The organism is Rathayibacter sp. AY1H3, assembly GCF_002932015.1.
Genome location: NZ_PSUU01000035.1, coordinates 26,832 through 42,180 on the forward strand (window position 1 = coordinate 26,832; position 15,349 = coordinate 42,180).

Genomic DNA, 15,349 nt, shown 5'->3' on the forward strand with positions numbered 1-15,349 from the left:
CGCGATCAGGCCGCGACGCCCGCCAGCGTGCCCGTGCTCGGCCCGTTCGGGTCGGTGATCATGCAGTTGATCGTGCGGTCGCCCGTGCCCCAGCTCTCGGCGGTCGGGTAGTAGTAGCTGAAGTCGTACGCCGAGTCCTGGTAGCCGATCCCGGTGAACGACTCGAACGCCGTGACGCAGTCGGTCTCGGCCTGCTCCGTCGCGACGGACTCGCCCGGGTACTCGTCGGCGTCGGCCATCGTCAGGTTCTGGAACACCTCGTAGACGTGCGGGTCGGTGCAGGGCACGGTCGGCACGTCGGTGACCTCGGTCGCCTCCTCGCTGAGCTCGCCGTTCAGGCAGTCGCCCACGCGCAGCTGGAAGACGTCGGTCGTCCCGCCCTCGGTGATCTCCCCGGTCTCGTCGTCGCGGGTCTCGCCTCCCATCAGGCCGTTCAGGCCCGAGCAGCCGGTCAGGCCGAGGGTGAGGGCCGCGCCGGCGGCCAGGGCGAGGGCGGTTCTGCGGCGGTTCATGGCGACTCCCGGGATCAGCGGTACGGAGGTGTTCCTGTGACGACTCCCAGGCTAGAGGTGCAGGGCATCCGTCCCGAGGGGGATGCACTCGATCCGGATCTCCACTTTCCGGAGTAGCGGACGCTCAGCCCCGTCCGGTCGAATGGGGTCATGGCTCAGAAGACGGTCGCAGACCAGCTCATCGCTCAGCTCATCGACGCCGGCGTCTCCCGCATCTACGGGATCGTCGGCGACTCGCTGAATCCGATCGTCGACGCGGTGCGCCGCAGCGGCGGCTCCGAGAAGGGAGGCATCGACTGGATCCACGTGCGCAACGAGGAGGCGGCCGCCTTCGCCGCCGGCGCGGAGGCGCAGCTCACCGGGCGCCTCGCCGTCTGCGCCGGCAGCTGCGGCCCCGGCAACCTGCACCTGATCAACGGCCTCTACGACGCGCACCGCTCCTCCGCCCCGGTGCTCGCCATCGCGAGCCACATCCCCAGCAACGAGATCGGCTCGTCCTACTTCCAGGAGACGCACCCGGACAGGCTCTTCGTCGAGTGCTCGAACTACCGCGAGCTGATCTCGACCGCCGCCCAGGCCCCGCGGGTCGTCAACGCCGCGATGCGCAGCGCGGTGGCGCTCCGCGGAGTCGCCGTGGTCACCCTCCCCGGCGACATCGCCGAGCTGGAAGCGGTGGACGGCTTCCCCGCGTTCGTGCTGCCGTCGACACCCGTCCTGGTCCCCGCCGACGCCGACGTCCGCGCCCTCGCGGCCGCGATCGACCAGGCGCGGACCGTCGCGATCTTCGCGGGCGCCGGAGTGCAGAACGCGCACGACGAGGTCGTCGCCTTCGCCGAGCTGGTGGGCGCGCCCGTCGGGCACAGCCTGCGCGGCAAGGAGTGGATCCAGTACGACAACCCCTACGACGTCGGCATGACGGGCCTCCTCGGCTACGGAGCGGCGCACGCCGGCATGCACGACGCCGATCTGCTCCTCCTCCTCGGCACCGACTTCCCCTACGAGCAGTTCCTTCCCGACGCCTCGAAGGTGGTGATCGCTCAGGTCGACAGCGACGCCTCGAAGCTCGGTCGCCGCGTCAGCGTCGCGCACCCCGTCCACGGCGACGTGGCGGCGACCCTCACCGCGCTGACCCCGCTCGTGCAGCGGAAGGACCACCGCTTCCTCGACAAGACGCTGAAGAAGCACGAGAAGCTGGTCACCGGAGTCGTCGGGAAGTACACCGAGGTCGGCACGCGCAGCCCGATCCACCCCGAGCTCGTCGCCTCCACGCTCGACGGCCTGCTCTCCGAGGACGCGATCGTCACCGCCGACACCGGCATGGGCAACGTCTGGCAGGCCCGCTACATCACCCCCAACGGGAAGCGGCGCCTGCTCGGCTCGTACATGCACGGGTCGATGGCGAACGCGCTGCCGCAGGCGGTCGGCGCGCAGCTCTCGCACCCCGGTCGCCAGGTCGTCTCGCTGAGCGGCGACGGCGGGCTCTCCATGCTGATGGGCGAGCTGGTCACGGTCGCCGCCTACCGGCTGCCCGTGACGATCGTCGTGTTCAACAACTCCACGCTCGGGCTGGTCAAGGTCGAGATGCTGGTCGACGGCTTCCCGGACTTCGCCGTCGACGTGCCGATGGTCGACTACGCGAAGGTGGCGGAGGCGATCGGCATCCGCGGCATCCGCGTCGAGGACCCGCGCGACGTGGAGGAGGCCCTCCGCTCGGCGCTCGCCGACAGCGGCCCGGTCCTCGTCGACGTGGTGACGGATCCGCTCGCCCTCTCGCTCCCACCCACGATCACGGGCGCGCAGGTGAAGGGCTTCGCGCTGGCGGTCTCGAAGATCGTGATGAACGGAGGAGCGGGCGAGGCCGTCGCGCTGGCCCGCACCAACATCAAGCACGCTCTCCGATGATCGACGCCCGGGCGCTCGCGAGCGGCACCTGGTTCGTCCGGGGCTCCTCGCTGCCGCTCTGGCGCTCGCGGTCGGGGGTGGCGATCACGTACGCGCCGCTCCCGACCGGCGGGATCGGCGACGTCGTCAGCTGGCGCGGCCGCACGCGCTCGCACTACGTGGTCGGGATCGACACCCCCGACCCGCACGATCCGTCCGGCTTCCGCTGGCGCGGCGTCGAGCCGCTGACCGTCCTCGCCCGCAGCCGCTGGTCGTTCGTGGCCGCCGACGAGGAGGCTGGCTGGGCCCTCACCCGTTTCGCCCGGACGCCGTTCACGCCCGCCGGCGTCGACGTGTACGTCCGCGAGCCGCACCCGGCCCGCGGCGTCCTCGCGGCGGCGCTCGCCGCCTGCGCCGCCGACCCGCGCACGTCCGCGCTGCGCCCGCGCCTCTTCGAGGTCGCGCCCTGATTCCTGAGCGCGCGCCCTCCCGTGAGGGGTCACGAACGGTCGTCATCCCGCTCGGATGACGACCGTTCGCGACCCCTCGGCGGTCGTCGATGCGGGGACCGTTCGGCGAGTGCTCGTCGCAGGCGCTCGACGGAGCGCTCGGGGTGCGGGACGAACTCGGCGCCGACGATGCGGACGACGCGGACGCCGATCGAGGCGAGGTCGTCGTAGCGGCCGAGGTCGCGCGCGAAGCGCCGGTTGCTGGTGCGGTGATCGTCGCCCTCGTACTCCCACGCGACCCGCTCCGCGGGGTACCAGCCGTCCGGCCGCCCGACGAAGACCCCGTCGGAGTCGAGCAGCGGCTCCTGCAGCACCGGCTCCGGGAGCCCTGCCCGGAGCGAGGCGAGCCGGAACCGCGACTCCTGCCGCGAGTCCGCCCCGTCGCGCACCAGAGCGAGTGCGGCGCGGAGTCGCACCGAGCCCCGACCGCGGAAGGCCGACACGCGCTCCCGCAGGTCGGGCAGAGGCACCTAGGGCCGTCGATCGGCCGGATCGCCGACGACCGGCGTGCGCACCAGCGCGTCGCCCACCGCGACGAGGTCGTCCGGCTCGAGGAGCGCGGAGAGATGGCAGAAGAGCGAGGCCGGATCGGTGAGGGGCAGTCCGCGGCGCAGGACGCGGCGGACGCCGGGATCGGCGAGGGCGTGGCCGACGACGTTCCGGTGCCGGGGAGCGCGTCCCGGCCGGCGGACGCTGACGTGCACCGGCTCGTCCGCAGCGGCGGGCGGGAGGTCGAGCGGCCAGAGCCGCGCCGCCGTCACGTGGCTCAGGAGAGCCTGCGGACCGACCAGTGCGAGGAGCGCCTGCGCGCGCAGGCGCAGGTCGGGGTCGGGGTCGGCGGTGCGGACCCCGTGGAAGGGCCGGTGGAGGTCGGAGCTGCGGAGCCGCCCGCGGCTCAGTCCGCTCGCGCGAGCGTCAGCGACGGTGAAGGCGCGGCCGCGGAGTCCGATCGGAAGCGGCGAGGGATCGTGCATCCGGCCACTGTCCCGCCTCCCGATCCTCGTGAACCGGTTCTCCACAGGTCGGATCCTGCGCCCCTCCCGCTCGACCGCGTCCAGGCGTCACGAACGGCCGTCATCCCGCTCGGATGACGACCGTTCGTGACGCCTCGGCGGGCCCCTGAAGCCCGCCGGGCGCGTCACTCGCCGAGCGTGATCGCCTGCGCCTCGACGAGCTCGGGCTCGGGTTCGTGGGCGTCGGCGCGGGCCAGGGTGCGGCGTCCGAGCAGCACGATCAGCGCGGCGACGGCGACGGCTCCGGCCGCGGCGTACATCGGGAAGGCCGGCGAGATCGCGGCGGCCAGGGCAGAGGCGGCGGGCGGGGCGATCGCGCCGCCGAGGAAGCGGACGCCGGAGTAGGCCGACGAGGCGACCGAGCGGGGCAGGTCGGTCGCCTCCATCACGCACTCGGTGAGCACCGTGTTGACGACTCCGAGCAGCAGGCCGCCGACGATGATGCAGACGATCAGGCCGACGCGCGACGAGATCACGAGGCCGCCGGCGATCAGGTCGAGCGCGAGCAGCAGCAGCACCGAGCGCAGCACGACGGTGCGCGGGAGGCGCCGGGTGAGCAGCGGAGCGACGAACACGGAGGTGATCGCCACGCCCAGGCCCCAGCCGAAGAACGTGAAGCCGAGGCCCATCTCGTCCAGCCCGAGCGGGTAGGGCGTGTAGGCGAGCAGCACGAAGAAGCCGATGTTGTAGAACAGGGCAGCGCCCGCCAGCGTGCGGATGGCCGGGACCTTGAGGGCCGCGAAGGGCGCCGAGATCGGAGTCGGAGCGGGCTTCGGGCCGTCCTCGCGCAGGAGCGTCGCGATGGCGATGAAGCCGACGGCCATCAGCACGGCGGTCCCGAAGAACGGGCCGCGCCACGAGACGCTGCCGAGGAGCCCGCCGAGCAGCGGGCCGATGGCGATGCCGATGCCCAGCGCGGCCTCGTAGAGCACGATCGCCGCGGAGGAGCCTCCGCTCGCCGCGCCGACGATGGTCGACAGCGCGGTCGAGATGAACAGCGCGTTGCCGAAGCCCCAGCCCGCGCGGAAGCCGATGACGCCCTCGACGCTGCCCGCCGTGCCGGCGAGCGCGGCGAACACCACGATCAGCACCAGGCCGATCATGAGGGTCTTCTTGGCGCCGATGCGGCTGGAGAGCCAGCTGGTGAAGAACATCACGACGCCGGTGATGACGAGGTAGCTCGTGAAGAGCAGCGAGGTCTCGGTCGGAGTCGCCTGCAGGCTCTCGGCGATGGCCGGGAGGATCGGGTCGACCAGGCCGATCCCCATGAAGGCGATCACCGCGGCGAAGGCGACGGCCCAGACGGCCAGCGGCTGCTTCAGGATCGAGCCCTGGGCGGGCGAGTGGGGGGAGGTGGTCACGGCGTGGAGCCTTTCTCGGGGGAGGAGGGGACGGGGGTGCCGGCGATGCGGGCGACGCGGGCCTCGACGAGGGTCGCGGCGCGCTCGAGGGCGAGGCGGTCGTCCTCGTCGAGGTCCTCGAACAGCGGGGCGAGGGCGGCCTCGAGGCGGAGCCGGTGCTCGGCGAGGGCGTCGAAGCCGGCGGGAGTGCCCTCGATCAGCCAAGCGCGGCCGTCGCCGGCGTCGTGGACGCGGCGGATCCAGCCGGCCTCGTCGAGCCGGGCGATGATGCCGGTCATCGTCGGCTGGGTGACGCGGACCCGCTCGGCGAGCTCGCCGAGGCGGGAGGGGGAGGCGGTGCGCAGCTCGGCGAGCGTCGACCAGACGGCTCCGGACTGCGCGCCGAGCCCGGTCGCGCCGCTCGCCCGGCCCGCGAACCGCGTGAGGGCGGTGGCGGCGGAGGCGAGACGCACGGGGGCACTGGGATCGGGCACGAGAAACAATATAGCACGCCTATGTAGTTCGGTGGAGGGCGCTCCGAGTCCACCCTCCATCGGGCGCACTCACTGACGTTCTCCTCCGCTTCTGTGACAGGATCATCCGTATTCGCGCGTCCACGCCCGCGATCACCGACGGAAAGAGAAGTCATGTCCCCCAGCGAGCACGACGTCGTCGTGATCGGAGCCGGTGCCACCGGACTCACCGCGGCGCTCCGGCTGCAGCAGCACGGCCTCGACGTCGTCGTCGTCGAGGCGCGCGAGCGCGTGGGCGGGCGGCTCGAGACCCGCGTGGTCGACGGGCAGCTCCTCGAGCTCGGCGGCCAGTGGGTCTCGCCGGACCAGACGGCGCTCCTCGAGACCCTCGACGAGCTCGGCCTCGGCACCTACTCCCGCTACCGCGAGGGCGAGAGCGTCTACATCGGCGCCGACGGCTCCGCTCGCCGCTTCACCGGCGACATCTTCCCGGGGAGCGAGCGCACCGAGTCCGAGATCTCCCGCCTGATCGAGGTGCTCGACCGCCTCGTCGCCGAGACGGATCCGGCGGCGCCGTGGACGCATCCGCTCGCCCGCGACTACGACCGCGTCACCTTCGCCGCCTGGCTGGAGCAGCAGAGCGACGACGTGGAGGCGCGGGCCAACATCGCCCTCTTCCTCGCCGACGCCATGCTCACCAAGCCGGCGCACGCCTTCTCCCTCCTCCAGGCGCTCCTCATGGCCGCGAGCGCGGGGAGCTTCAGCAACCTGGTCGACGCCGACTTCATCCTCGACAAGCGCGTGATCGGCGGCCTCCAGCAGGTCCCGGGGCGGCTCGCCGAGCGCCTCGGCGCCGAGCGCGTCCTGCTCGGGCACCCGGTCCGCTCCGTCCGCCACGGTGACGACGGGGTCGAGGTGCGCGCCGACGGCGCCGTCCTCCGCGCCCGCCGCGCGATCGTCGCCGTGCCGCCGAACCTCGTCGGCCGCATCTCGTTCGACCCGCCGCTCCCGCGCCTGCGGCAGCAGGCCCTGCAGCACCAGTCGCTCGGCCTCGTGATCAAGGTGCACGCCACCTACGCCACGCCCTTCTGGCGCGCCGACGGCCTCTCCGGCACCGCGTTCAGCCCGCACTCGCTCGTGCACGAGGCCTACGACAACTCGAACCACGGGGAGGAGCGCGGCACCCTGGTCGGCTTCGTCTCGGACGAGAAGGCCGACCGCGTGCTCGCGCTCGACGAGGCGGTGCGGAAGGCCGCGATCCTCGACTCGCTCGCCGCCTACTTCGGCCCGGCCGCGCTCGATCCGGTCGTCTACTACGAGAGCGACTGGGCGTCCGAGGAGTGGACGCAGGGCGCGTACGCCGCGAGCTTCGACCTGGGCGGGCTGACCCGGTACGGCGCGCTGCAGCTGGAGCCGGTGGGTCCGCTCCGCTTCGGCACGAGCGACCTCGCCGCCGAGGGCTACCAGCACGTCGACGGTGCCATCCGCGTCGGCAGGCGCCTGGCACAGGAGATCATCGACGAGGACGGCGCGACCGCACCGGCCCCCCAGCGCGAAGGAGCACAGCCCGCATGAGCACCCACTACGCCGTGATCGACCCGGCCACGGGGGAGACCCTCCGCGAGTACCCGACCCTCGGCGACGCCGAGCTGACCGCGGCGATCGGCTCGGCGCAGGACGCGTACTCCTCGTGGTCGCGGACCGTGCCCGTCGCGACCCGCGCGGCGCTGATCGCCCGCGTGGCACAGCTGCACGTCGAGCGCGCCGACGAGCTCGCGGCGATCATCGTCCGCGAGATGGGCAAGCCGCTCGACCAGGCGCAGGGCGAGGTCGGCTTCGCCGCCGACATCTACCGCTACTACGCCGAGAACGGCGAGGCCTTCCTCGCCGACGAGCCGATCGAGCTCGCCGAGGGCACCGGCTCCGCGCTGATCCGCCGCGCCGGGCTGGGCGTGCTCCTGGGCATCATGCCGTGGAACTTCCCCTACTACCAGGTGGCCCGCTTCGCCGGCCCGAACGTGGTCGCGGGCAACACGATCCTGCTCAAGCACGCGCCGCAGTGCCCGGAGTCGGCCGCCGCCATCGCCGACATGTTCCGCACCGCGGCCGAGGAGCTGGGCGCGCCCGCCGGCGTCTACGTGAACCTCTACGCCACGAACGAGCAGGCCGCGACCGTCATCGCCGACCCCCGGGTCCAGGGCGTCTCCGTCACCGGCTCCGAGCGGGCCGGCGCGGCCGTCGCGGAGCTCGCGGGCCGACACCTGAAGAAGGTCGTGCTCGAGCTCGGCGGCTCCGACCCGTTCGTGCTCCTGTCGACCGACGACCTCGACAAGGCGGTCGAGGACGCGGTCGCCGCGCGCCTGGACAACAACGGCCAGTCCTGCAACGCCGCGAAGCGCTTCATCGTGATCGACGAGCTGTACGACGCGTTCGCCGAGAAGTTCACGGAGGCGTTCACCCGCGCCCAGCCGGCCGATCCGTTCGCGGAGGGCACCCTCCTCGGCCCGCTCTCCTCCTCCGCCGCGACGGAGCGCCTCGAGGCGCAGCTGGCGGCCGCGCGCGAGCAGGGGGCCACCGTCCGCGCCAGCGGCGAGGTGACCGGCAACTTCTTCCCGCCCGCCGTGCTCGAGGGCGTCACGCCCGAGATGGACGCCTACCGCGAGGAGTTCTTCGGCCCCGTCGCCGCGCTCTACCGCGTCCGCGACGAGGACGAGGCGATCGCCCTCGCGAACGACACCCCCTACGGCCTCGGCTCCTACCTCTACACGACCGACCAGGAGCAGGCCCTGCGCCTGGCGGATCGGATCGACGCGGGCATGGTCTGGATCAACCTCGTCCTCGGCGACGCGGCCGAGCTGCCCTTCGGCGGTGTGAAGCGCTCGGGCACCGGCCGCGAGATGGGCCGCCCCGCCCTCGAGGAGTTCGTGAACAAGAAGCTCATCCGCATCGCGTGAGACGGGCGCGGGCCGGGCCCCGGAGTCGATCCGGAGCCCGGCCCGCAGCCGCTCGGCGTGCGCCCGCTCACTTCTTCGTCAGCGACGACTCCTTGTGCGCGGCCTTCGCGTCGGTCTTGTCGCTCTGCACGATCCAGTAGGGCTCGTCGTCCGAGGCGTTGAACTTCTGCCCCTCGAACTGGAACTCCTTCGTCTTCTTCTCGACCAGCTCGCCGTGGGTCTCGCCCTGCGAGGTGTTCCAGCTGATCTTGTCGCCCTTCTTCACGAGGCGGCTCCTCTCTCTCGGTCGCGCCGGAGCGCGGTGGTCCCCTCGCGCGGGAGCGCGATGGTGGTGGTGACGTCGACGATCGCCGGAGCGGCGGGCGCCGACGAGAAGCCGAACCGCACGGGCGGCGAGAGCGGGCGCAACGGGCCGAGGTCCTCCTCCGCCAGCACTGCGTGGACGCCCTCGACGCGGCGGATCGCCCGCGCGCCGTAGTACTCGCGGCGTCCGTGCCCGGCCGACCCGGCCGTACTGACCCCGCGGACGAGCAGGGAGGCGACCGGCGAGATCGCGGTCAGCCATGCCGGGTGCTCGGCGAGCGGTCGCGGAACGATCCGCAGCAGCCGGCCGAGCGCAGTGAGACCGCCGAGCTCCAGTCGCACCGCGAGCGGTCCGGCCGAGACGGACAGGCCGCCCGCGATCCTCCGCCACGACACCGGCGCGATCCGCACCTCGTCGAACGCGTACGTCGACCCGATGAAGTCCGCGACCTCGCGGGTCGGTGCGATCAGGAGGCGGTGGCCGTCGCCGTCCTCGACCATCGCGTCGGCGAACGGGCCGAAGGGGGTGTCCTCCCAGAGGCCCAGCACGATCCTCGTGCCCGAGGACGTGCCGAACCCCGCGATGCGCCCGCCGAAGCGGAGGAGCCGCGGGGTCCGGCCGGTCATCAGGAGGCCGAGCGCAGCAGCGTGAACGAGCCGTCGCGCACGATCAGCGTGGTGACCTCGCCCTCGACGACCTGCTCCGGGTCGCTCGAGGCGGCCAGCGTCCACTCGGCGCCGGGCGCCTCGGGAACGGTGAACTCGACGCCGTTCTCCGCCGCGTTCAGCAGCAGGGCGAAGCTCGCGCTGCCCTCGTGCTCGAACACGAAGGTGATCGAGCGGGCGTCGGGGTTGTCCCAGTCCTCGTCGGCGAAGCCCTGCGCGTCGGAGCGGAGGATGTCGACCGTGTCGGGGCCGCCGTCGCCGGGGGCGCGGCGGAACCACTTCGGGCGCAGCGCCGGCTCCGCGGCGCGGAGGGCGATCAGCTCGCGGGTGAAGGCGAGCAGCTCGCGGTCCGCGTTCTCCCAGTCGAACCACGAGATCTCGTCGTCCTGGCAGTAGGCGTTGTTGTTGCCGCCCTGCGTGCGGGCGATCTCGTCGCCGCCCAGGATCATCGGCACGCCGGCCGAGAGCAGCAGCGTCGCGAGGAAGTTGCGGCGCATGCGGTCGCGGCGCTCGTTGACCGCCTCGTTCTCGGTCGGACCCTCGGCGCCGTTGTTGGAGGAGCGGTTGTCGCTCTCGCCGTCGTTGTTGTCCTCACCGTTGGCCGCGTTGTGCTTGCGCGAGTAGGCGGTGAGGTCGGCGAGGGTGAAGCCGTCGTGCGCGGTGACGAAGTTGATGCTGGAGACCGGCGAGCGGCGGTCGGCCTCGTACACGTCGGGGGAGCCGAGGACGCGCTGCGCGGTCGTGCCGAGCACCGAGTCGGCGCCGTTCCAGAAGTCGCGCACGTCGTCGCGGAACTTCCCGTTCCACTCCGACCAGTCCGCGGGGAAGCCGCCGACCTGGTAGCCGGCGGTGTCCCACGGCTCGGCGATCATCTTGACGGGCGCGAGCACCGGGTCCTGCGCGATCAGGTCGAGGAAGGCGCTGTGCACCTCGGCCTCACCGGTCTGGCGGGTGAGGGTGGTGGCGAGGTCGAAGCGGAAGCCGTCGATGTGCATCTCGGTCACCCAGTAGCGCAGCGAGTCCATGATCAGGCCGAGCGCGGCCGGGTGCGCGACGTTGAGGCTGTTGCCGGTGCCGGTGGTGTCGAAGTAGTTCGCGCGGTCCTCCTCCACCAGGCGGTAGTAGGAGCCGTTGTCGATGCCCTTGAACGAGAGGGTGGGGCCCTTGTCGTTGCCCTCGGCGGTGTGGTTGTAGACCACGTCGAGGATGACCTCGAGGCCGGCCTCGTGGAACGCCTTGACCATGGCCTTGAACTCGTCGACCTGCGAGCCGTCGTCGCCGGCGTGCGAGTACTCGTTGTGCGGCGCGAAGAAGCCGAGGGAGTTGTAGCCCCAGTAGTTGCGCAGGCCCTTCTCCTCGAGGTGCGAGTCCTGCACGAACTGGTGCACGGGGAGCAGCTCGACCGAGGTCACGCCCAGGTCGGTGAAGTGCTTGATCGCGGCGGGGTGCGCGAGGCCGCGGTAGGTGCCGCGGATGTCCTCGGGCACGTCGGGGTGCAGCTTCGTGAAGCCCTTCACGTGCACCTCGTAGACGACGGTCTCCTCGAGCGGGATGCGCGGCGCGGTGTCGCCGCTCCAGTCGAAGGAGTCGGGGTCGGTGACGACGCAGCGGGGGACCGCGTGCGCGGAGTCGGCGTCGTTGCGGGTGTCGGCGTCCTCGTAGAACTGGCCGAAGACGTCCTCGGACCAGGTGTACGAGCCCTCGATCGCGGTGGCGTGCGGGTCGAGGAGGAGCTTGGCGGCGTTGTGGCGGAGGCCGTTGGCGGGGTCCCAGGGGCCGTCGACGCGCAGTCCGTAGCGGGTGCCGATGCCCATCTCGGGGACGAGGCCGTGGAAGACGTGGCCGGTCCGCTCGGTGAGGGCGACGCGGGTCTCTGCTCCGGACTCGTCGAAGAGGCAGACCTCGACGCTGTCCGCGGTCTCGGAGTAGACGGCGACGTCGGCGCCGGCGTCGCCGCGGAGGGAGACGCCGAGGGGATACGGGAAGGAACGGGGGGATGCGGGCATGCGTCCATCCTGACCGGGCGGCTCCGGGAGCTTCGCGCCCTTGTCGCCGCGCCCGCCTCCCGCTAATCTCCCAGGCCCTCCCTTCGACACGGCGCCCTCCGCGGGCATATAGTCAGCTGGCTTACTAAATCGTCGGAGGAGAGCGTCGTGCGCAACCGCAAGTGGATCGGGCTGGTCGTCATCAGCCTCGGAGTGGCGACGATCATCGTCGACTCGACCATCGTCAACGTCGCCATCCCGTCGATCGTCGCCGATCTCGGGATCACCTCGACCCAGGTGCAGTGGGTGCAGGAGTCGTACACGCTCGTGTTCGCCGCGCTCCTGCTGGTCTTCGGCACCCTCGCCGACCGCTGGGGCCGGCGCCGCATGCTGATCGTCGGCGTCTCGCTCTTCGCGCTCTCCTCCGTCGCGGCGGCCCTCGCTCCGACCGGCGACCTGCTGATCCTCTCCAGGGTCGTGCAGGGCGTCGGAGGAGCGATGGTGCTGCCGACGACCCTCTCGCTGATCAACGCCACCTTCCGCGGGCGCGAGCGCGCCATCGCCTTCGCCGTCTGGGGCTCGACCATCGGCGGCATGACCGCGGTCGGCCCGCTGCTCGGCGGCTGGCTCACCACCGACTTCTCCTGGCGCTGGGCGTTCGGCATCAACATCCCGCTCGGCGTGATCATCGTGGTCGGAGCGCTGCTGTTCGTCGACGAGTCGCGGCAGCCCGACGGGCGGCGGGTCGACCTCGTCGGCGCCGCGCTCTCGATCATCGCCTCCGCCTCCCTGGTGTTCGCCCTGATCGAGGGGCGCACCCTCGGCTGGTGGGGCGTCGACGAGCGCCTGAGCGTCGGCGGCTGGAGCTGGCCGCTCGGTCTCTCGCCGGTCCCGATCGCGTTCGCCGTCGCGGTGCTCGCCGGGGTCGCCTTCGTCCTCTGGGCGCGGGCCCGCGAGCGCGCCGGGCGCTCGGCGATGCTTGCGATCGGGCTCTTCCGCCTCGCCTCGTTCCGCAACGGCAACCTCGCCGCGATGATCGTCTCCCTCGGCGAGTTCGGGATCATCCTGGCGCTGCCGATCTGGCTCCAGAGCGTCCTCGGCTACACGGCCGTGCAGACCGGCCTGGTGCTCCTCGCGCTCGCGCTCGGCTCCTTCGTCGCCTCGGGCTTCGCCGGCGCCTTCGGAAACAGGGTCGCGCCGGTGCTGATCGTGCGGGTGGGCCTCGCGGCCGAGATCGTCGGCGTCGCGGGCATCGGCCTGGTCGTCTCCGACTCCACCCCGTGGTGGGCCCTCGTCCCGTTCCTCGCCGTCTACGGCTTCGGCGTCGGCCTCGCGACGGCGCAGCTGACCGGGGTCGTGCTCCGGGACGTTCCCGTCGAGCTCAGCGGGCAGGGCTCGGGCACGCAGTCGACCGCACGGCAGATCGGCTCCGCCCTCGGCATCGCCGTGCTCGGGACGATCCTCTACACCTCGACCGCGGGGGTCCTCACGACCTCGCTCGAGCAGCAGGGCCTCCCCGCGGAGCAGGTGGCGACCACCGTCGACGCGGTGGTCGACTCCTCCGGTGCGGCGATCGCCGGGCTGGCCGCCTCACCGGCCACCGCCGACGCGGCCCGGGCGGCGGGCGAGGCGTTCTCGGACGGCACCCGCTACGCCGCCTTCGCGGCCGCCGGGTTCCTCGCCGTCGGCTTCCTGGCCACGCTCTCGCTCGGCCGACCGGCCGAGGAGGAGGAGACGGTGGTCAGCTCAGCGGAGCCGAGTCGTCGGCGGTGAAGACGATCTTGCCGATCGTGCGGTCGGCGCCGGTCGCTCGGCGCGACAGCACGTCGACGACGTCGCCCAGAGGATGCACGGCGCCCGGCCGTGGCCGCAGCTCACCGGAGGCGGCGAGCGAGACCGCGCGCCCGATCCGCTCCGCCGTCGCCACCACGATCATGTTGCGCACCCGTGGGCGGTCGCGGCGGACGAGGCCCGTCGCCTGCGAGACCAGCGCCGGACCGCTCGGCACCAGCGTCGCGATGCGCCCGCCCTCGGCCAGGAGGATCGCCGCGTCGTCGACCGGCAGGTGGCCGGAGACGTCGACGACCACGTCGAAGCGGCCGCCCAGCACCCCGAGGTCGAGCGCGCGGTAGTCGTGCGGCTCGGCGCCGAGCGAGCGGAGCAGGTCGGCGGAGGCGGCCGAGCCTGTGGCCGCGACCGTGCAGCCCGCCCGCACCAGCAGCTGGATCGTCGGATCGCCGATGGCTCCCGAGCCGCCGCTGACGAGGACGCGCTCGCCGGCGCGCACGTGCAGTGCGTCCACCAGGCCCACCGCGGTGCCGCCCGACATCGCGAGCGTGACGGCCTCGACGAAGCCGAGGGAGTCGGGCATCGGGACGAGCGAGCGGCTGCGCGCGATGGACGCGTCGGCGAAGGCGTCGCCGTCGCGGGTCATCCCCACCACTCGGTCGCCGATCGCGACCGAGTGCGACCCCGGGCCGAGCGCCTCGACGGTGCCGGCGATGTCGAGCCCGAACCCGTAGGGACGGGAGCGGCCGACGGCCATGATCCGCGCGGAGCCGGACAGGATCTTCTCGTCGGTCGCGTTGATGCTCGCCGCGCGTGTGCGCACCAGGACCTCGCCGCGACCCGGCATCGGCACCGGCGCTTCCCGCCACGAGAGCAGATCGGGCCCGCCGAACCTGTCGTACCCGAGTCGTCGCATGTCGCTCCCGTCGTCCGTGCCAGCCCCCCGAGCCTAAGGCGTGGCCGCTGAGCGGAGGCGTCGCGGGCGCCCGGCGGAACCCCCTCCGGTGCCCGCGGGCCCGGTGCTACCGTGGCGGCCATGAGCGCAGACGACAGCCCCGAGTTCGCAGGCTTCGAGGCCACCCCCTCCACCGATGCGGAGAAGGCCGACGACGTCCGTCCCGCCGACGCCGAGGTCGAGGAGAACACGACGGCCGACGAGAGCCGCGACCCGGACCACGGCTACGACCCGATGAGCGAGAGCGGCTCCGAGAACGCCCCCGAGGACGAGGTCGGCCCCCGCGAGGACGAGGAGGGCCTGCTTCCCCCCGGCAGCACCGCCGAGGGAGCCGGCACCGCGCTCGGCGCCGACGCCGTCGAGGGCGGCGAGCCCCTGGGAGAGAACGCGAGCGCCGGCACCCCCGGCCAGCTCGCCGACGAGCGCTGGCGCACCAACGGCATCAACCCGCTGGGTTGAGCCGTCTTCCGCGGCGGTCCCCGCCCGCCGCGGCGCAGTCGGCTACCCGGGATGGCCGGGCGGGTGGAGCGTCCTGCGTCCAGCTACGACGGAACGCTGACACGCGTTCCGCCGGTTCGCCTCGCGGACACAGCGGCGGTGGACGCGCGGCCGCGCGGGCCATCGACTCCTCCATCCACGGCCACGGCGGCGCGCCGTGAGGCGAACCGTCGAAACGCGTTCCAGCGTTTCGGCGTAGCCGGTCGCGACCCGCTCCACCTGCCCGGCCTTTCCTGGGAGCCGACCGCGCCGCGGCGGGCGGGGACCGCCGCGGGAGTGAACACCGCCGGAGGCGAACCGTCGAAACGCGTTCCAGCGTTTCGGCGTAGCCGGTCGCGACACGCTCCACTTGCCGGGCCTTTCCTGGGAGCCGACCGCGCCGCGGCGGGCGGGGACCGCCGCGGGAGTGAACACCGCCGGAGGCGAACCGTCGAAACGCGTTCCAGCGTTTCGGCGTAGCCGGTCGCGACTC

At 72.7% G+C, this 15,349-nt stretch carries 15 protein-coding genes; 6 read left to right on the plus strand and 9 right to left on the minus strand.

What is annotated here, in order from left to right:
- Positions 1-5 precede the first annotated feature (5 nt).
- Complete coding sequence (locus tag C5C33_RS13500; RefSeq protein ID WP_104261346.1) at positions 6-512, minus strand: septum formation family protein; 507 nt, start codon at positions 510-512, stop codon at positions 6-8.
- Between the two features lie 150 nt (positions 513-662).
- Here C5C33_RS13500 and C5C33_RS13505 point away from each other — a divergent pair, with 150 nt between their 5' ends.
- Positions 663-2,414 carry a pyruvate dehydrogenase gene (locus C5C33_RS13505; RefSeq protein ID WP_104261347.1) on the plus strand — a complete coding sequence of 584 codons (1,752 nt, stop codon included), beginning with the start codon at positions 663-665 and terminating at the stop codon, positions 2,412-2,414.
- Entirely contained in the window at positions 2,411-2,863 is a 453-nt protein-coding gene (locus tag C5C33_RS13510) for a hypothetical protein (protein ID WP_104261348.1), read from the plus strand. The genes C5C33_RS13505 and C5C33_RS13510 overlap by 4 nt, the downstream gene beginning before the upstream one ends.
- Positions 2,864-2,892: 29 nt before the next feature.
- Here C5C33_RS13510 and C5C33_RS13515 read toward each other — a convergent pair whose 3' ends face one another.
- The 4 genes from C5C33_RS13515 to C5C33_RS13530 all read right to left on the minus strand — a co-directional run bounded on the left by C5C33_RS13515 (position 2,893) and on the right by C5C33_RS13530 (position 5,749).
- A complete protein-coding gene (locus C5C33_RS13515; RefSeq protein ID WP_104261349.1) occupies positions 2,893-3,372 on the minus strand; it encodes a hypothetical protein in 480 nt (159 codons plus the stop codon).
- Entirely contained in the window at positions 3,373-3,876 is a 504-nt protein-coding gene (locus C5C33_RS13520; protein ID WP_104261350.1) for a hypothetical protein, read from the minus strand.
- Positions 3,877-4,040: 164 nt separating this feature from the next.
- A complete protein-coding gene (locus tag C5C33_RS13525) occupies positions 4,041-5,276 on the minus strand; it encodes an MFS transporter (RefSeq protein WP_104261351.1) in 1,236 nt (411 codons plus the stop codon).
- Positions 5,273-5,749, minus strand: coding sequence for a MarR family winged helix-turn-helix transcriptional regulator (locus C5C33_RS13530; RefSeq protein ID WP_146084654.1), 477 nt, complete (start codon positions 5,747-5,749; stop codon positions 5,273-5,275). Before C5C33_RS13530 ends, C5C33_RS13525 begins: the two co-directional genes overlap by 4 nt.
- A 153-nt stretch (positions 5,750-5,902) precedes the next feature.
- Between C5C33_RS13530 and C5C33_RS13535 the strand changes: the two genes are divergently transcribed.
- A complete protein-coding gene (locus tag C5C33_RS13535; protein WP_104261353.1) occupies positions 5,903-7,303 on the plus strand; it encodes an NAD(P)/FAD-dependent oxidoreductase in 1,401 nt (466 codons plus the stop codon).
- The gene (locus C5C33_RS13540; RefSeq protein ID WP_104261354.1) at positions 7,300-8,682 is read left to right on the plus strand and encodes an NAD-dependent succinate-semialdehyde dehydrogenase; all 1,383 of its coding nucleotides are present in this window, start codon (positions 7,300-7,302) and stop codon (positions 8,680-8,682) included. The genes C5C33_RS13535 and C5C33_RS13540 overlap by 4 nt, the downstream gene beginning before the upstream one ends.
- Positions 8,683-8,749: 67 nt before the next feature.
- On the opposite strand, the gene C5C33_RS13545 is transcribed toward C5C33_RS13540, so the two are convergent.
- Genes C5C33_RS13545 through glgX form a run of 3 tightly spaced genes read right to left on the minus strand, consistent with a single transcriptional unit; the run spans position 8,750 to position 11,657 of the window.
- Positions 8,750-8,947 (minus strand): DUF2945 domain-containing protein, encoded by a 198-nt coding sequence (locus C5C33_RS13545; RefSeq protein ID WP_056866275.1) that lies wholly within the window; start codon positions 8,945-8,947, stop codon positions 8,750-8,752.
- Positions 8,944-9,612 (minus strand): hypothetical protein, encoded by a 669-nt coding sequence (locus C5C33_RS13550; protein ID WP_104261355.1) that lies wholly within the window; start codon positions 9,610-9,612, stop codon positions 8,944-8,946. The genes C5C33_RS13545 and C5C33_RS13550 overlap by 4 nt, the downstream gene beginning before the upstream one ends.
- Positions 9,612-11,657 carry a glycogen debranching protein GlgX gene (gene glgX / locus C5C33_RS13555; RefSeq protein ID WP_104246955.1) on the minus strand — a complete coding sequence of 682 codons (2,046 nt, stop codon included), beginning with the start codon at positions 11,655-11,657 and terminating at the stop codon, positions 9,612-9,614. The genes C5C33_RS13550 and glgX overlap by 1 nt, the downstream gene beginning before the upstream one ends.
- A gap of 147 nt (positions 11,658-11,804) precedes the next feature.
- On the opposite strand from glgX, the gene C5C33_RS13560 reads away from it, so the two are divergent.
- Positions 11,805-13,409, plus strand: coding sequence for a DHA2 family efflux MFS transporter permease subunit (locus tag C5C33_RS13560; RefSeq protein ID WP_104261356.1), 1,605 nt, complete (start codon positions 11,805-11,807; stop codon positions 13,407-13,409).
- On the opposite strand, the gene C5C33_RS13565 is transcribed toward C5C33_RS13560, so the two are convergent.
- Positions 13,378-14,340, minus strand: a complete 963-nt coding sequence (locus C5C33_RS13565) for an NADP-dependent oxidoreductase (RefSeq protein ID WP_104226099.1) — start codon at positions 14,338-14,340, stop codon at positions 13,378-13,380. The genes C5C33_RS13560 and C5C33_RS13565 overlap by 32 nt on opposite strands.
- Positions 14,341-14,460: 120 nt before the next feature.
- Between C5C33_RS13565 and C5C33_RS13570 the strand changes: the two genes are divergently transcribed.
- Positions 14,461-14,838, plus strand: a complete 378-nt coding sequence (locus tag C5C33_RS13570) for a hypothetical protein (RefSeq protein ID WP_104314845.1) — start codon at positions 14,461-14,463, stop codon at positions 14,836-14,838.
- Positions 14,839-15,349 lie beyond the last annotated feature (511 nt).